General features: G+C 72.9%; 7 protein-coding genes. 6 read left to right on the top strand and 1 reads right to left on the bottom strand.

Annotated features, from left to right (window positions below; all coding sequences use genetic code 11):
- Positions 1 to 621: phosphoribosylglycinamide formyltransferase (gene purN / locus K6I34_RS26850; RefSeq protein ID WP_229329466.1), on the top strand; the 621-nt coding region annotated here is incomplete at its 5' end.
- The gene (purH, locus tag K6I34_RS26845; RefSeq protein WP_229329464.1) at positions 618 to 2,183 is read left to right on the top strand and encodes a bifunctional phosphoribosylaminoimidazolecarboxamide formyltransferase/IMP cyclohydrolase; all 1,566 of its coding nucleotides are present in this window, start codon (positions 618 to 620) and stop codon (positions 2,181 to 2,183) included. The genes purN and purH, both read left to right, overlap by 4 nt.
- Positions 2,184 to 2,252: 69 nt before the next feature.
- On the opposite strand, the gene K6I34_RS26840 is transcribed toward purH, so the two are convergent.
- Positions 2,253 to 2,972: an RDD family protein gene (locus K6I34_RS26840; protein ID WP_229329462.1), complete on the bottom strand. Its 720-nt coding sequence runs from the start codon at positions 2,970 to 2,972 to the stop codon at positions 2,253 to 2,255.
- Between the two features lie 159 nt (positions 2,973 to 3,131).
- Here K6I34_RS26840 and K6I34_RS26835 point away from each other — a divergent pair, with 159 nt between their 5' ends.
- The 4 genes from K6I34_RS26835 (at position 3,132) to K6I34_RS26820 (ending at position 7,334) form a co-directional block, all read left to right on the top strand.
- Positions 3,132 to 3,995: a bifunctional methylenetetrahydrofolate dehydrogenase/methenyltetrahydrofolate cyclohydrolase gene (locus tag K6I34_RS26835; RefSeq protein ID WP_229329460.1), complete on the top strand. Its 864-nt coding sequence runs from the start codon at positions 3,132 to 3,134 to the stop codon at positions 3,993 to 3,995.
- A complete protein-coding gene (locus tag K6I34_RS26830) occupies positions 3,985 to 4,392 on the top strand; it encodes a DUF3017 domain-containing protein (protein WP_229329458.1) in 408 nt (135 codons plus the stop codon). The genes K6I34_RS26835 and K6I34_RS26830 overlap by 11 nt, the downstream gene beginning before the upstream one ends.
- Before the next feature lie 162 nt (positions 4,393 to 4,554).
- A complete protein-coding gene (locus K6I34_RS26825) occupies positions 4,555 to 5,832 on the top strand; it encodes an NADP-dependent isocitrate dehydrogenase (protein WP_229329456.1) in 1,278 nt (425 codons plus the stop codon).
- A 431-nt stretch (positions 5,833 to 6,263) separates the two neighbouring features.
- Positions 6,264 to 7,334 carry an XRE family transcriptional regulator gene (locus K6I34_RS26820; RefSeq protein WP_229329454.1) on the top strand — a complete coding sequence of 357 codons (1,071 nt, stop codon included), beginning with the start codon at positions 6,264 to 6,266 and terminating at the stop codon, positions 7,332 to 7,334.
- The last annotated feature ends 315 nt before the right edge of the window (positions 7,335 to 7,649 follow it).

The raw sequence follows: 7,649 nt of genomic DNA, 5'->3' as shown, positions 1-7,649 counted from the left end.
CCCCCCGCGTCCCCCGCACGTCTCGTCGTACTGGTATCCGGCTCGGGCACCAACCTCCAGGCCCTGATCGACGCGATCGCCGCCGACCCCGAGGGCTACGGCGCCCGGATCGTGGCCGTGGGCGCCGACCGGAGCGGCATCGCGGGCCTGGAGCGCGCCGAGCGCGCGGGGCTGCCCACCTTCGTGTGCCGGGTGCAGGACCACCCCACGCGCGAGGCGTGGGACCGGGCCCTGGCCGGGGCGGCCGCCGCGTACGCGCCGGACCTGGTCGTCTCCGCGGGTTTCATGAAGATCCTGGGCAAGGAGTTCCTGGCCCGCTTCGGGGGGCGGACCGTCAATACGCACCCCGCCCTGCTGCCCAGCTTCCCCGGCGCCCACGGCGTCCGTGACGCGCTCGCGTACGGCGCCAAGGTGACCGGGTGCACCGTCCACTTCGTCGACGACGGCGTCGACACCGGCCCGGTCATCGCCCAGGGCGTGGTCGAGGTCCGGGACGAGGACGACGAATCCGCCCTGCACGAGCGGATCAAGGAAGTCGAGCGCGAGCTGCTCGTCGATGTCGTGGGGCGTCTGGCCCGCCACGGCTACCGCATAGAGGGACGAAAGGTAAGAATCCCGTGACCGCCGAGAACGGTACGAAGCGGCCCATCCGCCGCGCGCTGGTCAGCGTCTACGACAAGACCGGGCTGGAGGAGCTGGCCCAGGGGCTGCACGCGGCAGGCGTCCAGCTCGTCTCGACGGGGTCGACGGCCGGGCGGATCGCCGCCGCGGGCGTCCCGGTCACCAAGGTCGAGGAGCTCACGGGTTTCCCCGAGTGCCTGGACGGCCGGGTGAAGACCCTCCACCCGCGCGTCCACGCGGGCATCCTCGCCGACCAGCGGCTCGACAGCCACCGGGAACAGCTCGCCGAGCTGGGCGTCGAGCCCTTCGAGCTGGTGATCGTCAACCTCTACCCGTTCAAGGAGACGGTCGCCTCCGGCGCCTCGCCCGACGCGTGCGTGGAGCAGATCGACATCGGCGGCCCCTCGATGGTCCGCGCCGCCGCCAAGAACCATCCGTCCGTCGCCGTCGTGGTCAGCCCCGGCCGCTACACCGACGTCCTCAAGGCCGTCGCCGACGGCGGCTTCGACCTGGGCGCGCGCAAGCGGCTCGCCGCCGAGGCGTTCCAGCACACCGCCGCCTACGACGCGGCCGTCGCCAACTGGTTCGCCGAAGGCTACGGTGCCGACGAGGGCCCCTGGCCGGACTTCATCGGCCTCTCCTACGAGCGCAAGCAGGTCCTGCGCTACGGCGAGAACCCCCACCAGCCCGCCGCCCTCTACACCGACGGCACGGGCAAGGGCCTCGCCTACGCCGAGCAGCTGCACGGCAAGGAGATGTCCTACAACAACTACGTGGACACCGAGGCCGCCCGCCGCGCCGCCCACGACCACGCCGACCCCTGCGTCGCCATCATCAAGCACGCCAACCCGTGCGGCATCGCGACCGGTTCGGATGTCGCCGAGGCGCACCGCAAGGCACACGCGTGCGACCCGCTGTCCGCGTTCGGCGGCGTGATCGCCGTCAACGGCCCGGTGTCGGTCGCCATGGCCGAGCAGGTCGCCGAGATCTTCACCGAGGTCATCGTCGCCCCGGCCTACGAGGACGGCGCCGTCGAGGTGCTGGCCCGCAAGAAGAACATCCGCGTGCTGCGCTGCGCCGACGCCCCCGCGGCGCACGGCGAGTCGCGCCCGGTCGAGGGCGGCATCCTCGTCCAGGCCAAGGACCGGCTCCAGGCCGACGGCGACGACCCCGCCAACTGGACGCTCGCCACGGGCGAGGCGCTGTCCGCCGGGGAACTGGCCGAGCTGGCCTTCGCCTGGCGCGCCTGCCGCGCGGTGAAGTCCAACGCGATCCTGCTGGCCAAGGACGGCGCGACCGTCGGCGTCGGCATGGGCCAGGTCAACCGCGTCGACTCGGCGAGGCTCGCGGTGCAGCGGGCGGGCGAGGAGCGCGCCGCCGGTTCGTACGCCGCCTCCGACGCCTTCTTCCCCTTCCCGGACGGGCTTGAGGTGCTGACCGCGGCGGGCGTCAAGGCCGTGGCGCAGCCGGGCGGTTCGGTCCGTGACGAGCAGGTCGTGGAGGCCGCGAAGGCGGCGGGCGTGACGATGTACTTCACGGGTACGCGCCACTTCTTCCACTGACAGCTGATACGCGTGAGGCCGCGCCCCGGAATTCCGGGGCGCGGCCTCACGCTGCCGTGACGCGACGGCTCACTTCACGCGGACGACCACCGTGCTGACGATCTTGTCGGCGAAGGTCTGCTTCTTCTCGTCCCACAGCGGCCACAGGTAGCCGAGGTAGAAGAAACCGTCGGCGATGTGGCAGAGGTTGCGGACGAAGGCCATGCCGAAGCCCGTCGGCATGCCGTCGCGCTCGCGCAGGACGCTGATGCCCACGATCTTCTTGCCCCACGTCTGACCGGTCTTGCCCTGCTTGTAGAGCATGACGAGGGAGATCACGACCGCGAGGAGGGCGCCGAGGAGGACCACGAGCGTGCCGGACGTCATCGAGCCCGACGAGTGCGTGCAGACCAGCTGTCCCGAGGAACCCGGGGAGGAGTAGTCGTAGTCGCAGGACTCCTTCACCCCCGAGACCATCATCACGAAGCCGATGATCATCACGATCAGCGGGGCCAGCCCGCCGATCAGCCCGTCGAGCAGCGACGCGCCCACGCGCGCGCCCCAGCTCGCGTACGGGGGCCGCTGCTGCATGCCGTAGGCGTACGGGTCCTGGCCGGGGTAGCCGTAGCCGCCGCCCGGGTACTGCGCGCCGGGCTGCCCCGGATACGCCTGCCCCGGGTAGGGCTGCTGGCCGGGGTACGGCTGCCCCGGCTGCTGCGGGATCTGGCCGTACGGGGGCTGGCCCGGCTGCTGCGGGTAGCCGGGGTACTGACCAGGGGCGGGGCTGCCGGGAGGGTTCGGGTAGGTCACGTAAGTCCTTCGAGCGGATCGGCGCAGGTGGTACGGGGACGGCCGCGACGGCCGCCGCGGCGCCGATCATCGTAGGCACACGCCGGTGGCCGATATACGGCGCGCGTAAGGACGTGACCTGATTGGAACGAGTGCCGGTCCATCCGGGAGTATGGGGTCATGAGCGCCCAGATTCTCGACGGCAAGGCCACCGCGGCCGCGATCAAGTCCGAACTCACCACCCGCGTGGAAGCGCTGAAGGAGCGGGGCGTCACCCCCGGTCTCGGCACCCTCCTCGTCGGCGACGACCCCGGCAGCAAGTGGTACGTCGCCGGGAAGCACCGTGACTGCGCCCAGGTCGGCATCGCGTCGATCCAGCGCGAACTGCCCGACACCGCCACGCAGGAGGAGATCGAGGCCGTCGTCCGGGAGCTCAACGAGAACCCCGAGTGCACGGGTTACATCGTCCAACTCCCGCTGCCCAAGGGCATCGACACCAACCGCGTGCTGGAGCTGATGGACCCGGCCAAGGACGCGGACGGCCTGCACCCGACGAACCTCGGCCGCCTGGTCCTGAACGAGACCGGCCCGCTGCCCTGCACGCCCAACGGCATCGTCGAGCTGCTCCGCCGCCACAAGGTGGAGATCAACGGCGCGCACGTGGTGGTCGTCGGCCGCGGCATCACCGTCGGCCGCTCGATCGGCCTGCTGCTGACCCGCCGCTCCGAGAACGCCACGGTCACCCTCTGCCACACCGGCACCCGCGACCTGTCCGCCCAGCTGAAGCAGGCGGACATCATCGTGGCAGCCGCGGGCGTCGGGCACCTGATCAAGCCGGAGGACGTCAAGCCGGGCGCCGCGGTGCTCGACGTCGGCGTCAGTCGCGACGGCGAGGGCAAGATCATGGGCGATGTGGACCCGGGCGTGGCCGAGACCGCGGGCTGGATCTCCCCGAACCCGGGCGGTGTCGGCCCCATGACGCGGGCGATGCTGCTGCTCAACGTGGTGGAGGCCGCCGAGCGCGCCGTCGGTCGTGCGGGCTGACGTGGTCCCCGCCCCCGGCAAGTCGCGCCGCTTCCAGCTCACGCGGGACACCGCCCGCCCCGAGGGGGGCGGGCGTGCCGCGCCCGGTGACGCGCCCGCACCGGCCCGGCAGTGGCCGCTGCTGGCCGTCATGGGCGTCACCGGCGTCGGCCTGCTGCTCGTCGCGTGCGACGTGTTCCGGGTGGGCACCCTGATCGTCGGAGTGGCCATGCTCGGCGGGGCCGTGCTGCGCTGGGCGCTCCCGTCGGTGGGCATGCTCGCCGTGCGCTCGCGCTTCACCGACATCGTCACGTACGGCGTCCTGGGCTTCGCGATCGTGCTGCTGACCCTGATGGCGCAGCCGCACGCCTGGCTGAAGATCCCGGTACTGGAGGACCTGCTGCACTTCGGGGTGTAGAGCGGCACCCCGCAGGGGGCGGCCGTACGCCGCCTGGCGGCACGGCCGGGCGGGACGCGCGTGGGAGACGTGACTGGCCGGGCGCCCGGCGCGAGGATCGCGGTGACGAGGCGCTCCCGCCCGCGGGAGCGCCGATCGCTGCTGCGCGAGAGGGCTCCTCCCATGGCCAAGATCAAGGTAGCCAACCCGGTCGTCGAGCTCGACGGCGACGAGATGGCCCGCATCATCTGGTCCGCCGTCAAGGACAGGCTGATCCTGCCGCACCTCGACGTCGAGCTGCGCTACTTCGACCTGGGGATCGAGCACCGCGACGCCACCAGCGACCAGGTGACCGTCGACGCCGCGCACGCCGTCAAGGAGCACGGCGTCGGGGTGAAGTGCGCGACGATCACTCCGGACGAGGCGCGGGTCGAGGAGTTCGGCCTCAAGGCCATGTACCCCTCGCCCAACGGCACGATCCGCGACGTCATCGGCGGAGTGATCTTCCGTGAGCCGATCATCATGGCCAATGTGCCCCGGCTCGTCCCGGGCTGGACGGAGCCGATCGTGGTCGCCCGCCACGCCTTCGGCGACCAGTACCGCGCCACGGACCTGCGCATTCCCGGGCCCGGCTCGCTGACCATGACCTTCACCCCGAAGGACGGGTCCGAGCCGGTCGAGCTGGAGGTGCACGAGTTCCCCGGGCCGGGGGTGGCGCTCGGCATGTACAACCACGACGCGTCGATCCGCGACTTCGCGCGCGCCTCGTTCCGGTACGGCCTGAACCGGCGCTATCCGGTCTGCCTGTCCACGAAGAACACGGTCCTGAAGAAGTACGACGGTCGTTTCAAGGACATCTTCCAGGAGGTCTTCGACGCCGAGTTCCGGACGGATTTCGAGGCGGCGGGCCTGACCTACGAGCACCGGCTGATCGACGACATGGTGGCCGCGGCGCTGAAGCGGCCGGGCGGCTATGTGTGGGCCTGCAAGAACTACGACGGCGACGTGCAGTCGGACGCCGTCGCGCAGGGCTTCGGCTCGCTCGGCCTGATGACCTCGGTGCTGATGTCCCCCGACGGCCGCACCCTGGAGGCGGAGGCCGCGCACGGCACGGTCACCCGGCACTACCGGCAGTACCAGCAGGGCAAGCCGACGTCGACCAACCCGGTCGCGTCGGTCTTCGCCTGGACCCGCGGCCTCGTCCACCGCGGCGAGCTCGACGGCACCCCCGAGGTCACCCGGTTCGCGCGGACCCTGGAGCGGGTCTGCGTGGAGACCGTCGAGGGCGGCCGGATGACCAGGGACCTGGCGTCGCTGATCTCCAGGGACACCCCATGGCTGACCACGGAGCAGTTCATGGACGCGCTGGACGGGAAGCTGCGCGAGCGCCTCGGAACGTCCGGGACCGCCGGGGCCACCGGGGCCACCGGGGACGTCGGGGAGGAGGCCGCCGTCGGCTGACCACGGGCTCCTCCCCCGGGGAGCGGCCACGGCACCCCGTCTTCCACCCCCGTGGGAAGACGCGGCACCGCCCGGTTCCGAGAATCATGATCGCGAGCGCGCCGGGCAAGATCTTCCAGCGCGCTGTGGCCCGGGGGTGACGGTTCCGGGACAAGATCACCGGCCCGTATCAGTTGTCCCGTATCTGTGACAAGAGCGCATGCCGAGCCAGCCGTTCGCACCGACTGCGACCGTGCGCCCTTCCGGCGGGAACTGCCATGCTGAGTTGCGGCATCCCCCTGGGTAGCCGGTTCCGGGACCGCGGAGGGCGCGAGGGGGCCGCCGCCGCGCGGCGCCGCCGTGCGTGGCGCGGCCGCGCGGGGCGGACGCGCGAAGGGCACGGCACATGAGACCTGACGAACGAACGCGCATCGGGGGACAGGGGGACGGCAATGCCGCGTTGGAGGGCTCTACCGCAGGAACTCGATCCAGAGGTCCGCGAATTCACCGAACAACTGCGCAGAATCGTCGAGCGCAGCGGGATGGGCCTGGGGGCCGTAGCGGACCGCACCGGTTACAGCAAGACGTCGTGGGAGCGCTATCTGAACGGGCGGCTGCTGCCGCCGCTCGGCGCCGTCGAGGCCCTCGCCGGGGCGACGGGGGTCGACCCCGGGCACCTGGGCACGATGTGGGAGCTGGCGGACCGCGCCTGGAGCCGCTCCGAGCTGCGGCACGACGTGACGGTGGAAGCCCTCCGGGTGGCCCAGGCGCGGGCCGCGCTGGGCGAGTTCGGTCCGCCGCCCGCGCCCGCGCCCGCCCCCTCGGAGCCGTTGTGCCAGTCGGTACCGGCGCCGTCGCCGCTGCCGTCGTCGGACGGGGTGCGGGTGGTGTCGGCGGCGGAGGCTCCCGTGCCGCGGTCGGCGCAGCCGCCGGACTACCGGGCGGAGGCGATCCCGATCGGCCCGTCCGGGGGCGACGGGGCCGGCGGACGGCCGCCGCGCCGCCGGGCCGCGCTCTTCGTCACCGGCGTCGTGGGCGCACTCCTCGTCGTCGCCGCTGCCGTCCTGCTGCTGGGCGTGGGCGACAAGGACCACGGCTCGGCGGCGCCGTCCGCCCCGCAGCCGGGCACGAGCGCTCCGTCCGCGCTCCCCGCCGGGGTGAAGTGCGCGGGCGACGCGTGCGCGGGCAAGGACCCCGAGGCGATGGGCTGCGGGGGCGACCGCGCGACGACGGCCGGTTCCGCGACGGTCGGCACGTCGTACGTCGAGGTCCGCTACAGCGAGGTCTGCGGGGCGGCGTGGGGCCGCATAACGCGCGCCGGGGCCGGGGACGCCGTCCGCATAAACGCCAAGGCGCACGGCGCGTCACCGGCCCGCTCCGAGGCGGGCCGGGTGGGCTCGGCGGCCGGGCATGCGGCGGACGGCTACACGCCCATGGTGGCCGTGACGGCGCCTGGCCAGGCGACGGCCTGTGCGTCGCTGACGTCGGGGGCTAAGGGGTGCACGGTGCCGCGGAAGGTTTGACGCTTGCTGCGTCTGCGCCTGCCGGGTTCTGACCCGGCCCGGTTCGCGCCTGCGGGCCGGTGGCCCGCTCGCCCACTGGGTTGCCTCTTGCGCCCGGCGCGCGTCTGCGGGCCGGTGGCCCGGTGCGCCTACCGGGTTGCCACCCGGGCCGGTTCGCGTCTGCGGGTTGTCGACGGCTGATCGCGCAGTTCCCCGCGCCCCTGGCGGGGCGCGCCTGGCCGTCGGCGGTTGGTCGCGCCCACGCGGCGGAGCCGCGAAGTGTCACAGCCGCCGTGCCGGAGCGGGGTCCGGGGCAGCGCCCCGGCGGGGTCGAGG

The organism is Streptomyces sp. UNOC14_S4 (assembly GCF_020740835.1).
Classification (GTDB): Bacteria; Actinomycetota; Actinomycetes; order Streptomycetales; family Streptomycetaceae; genus Streptomyces.
This window is presented reverse-complemented; position numbering and strand designations above follow the sequence as displayed.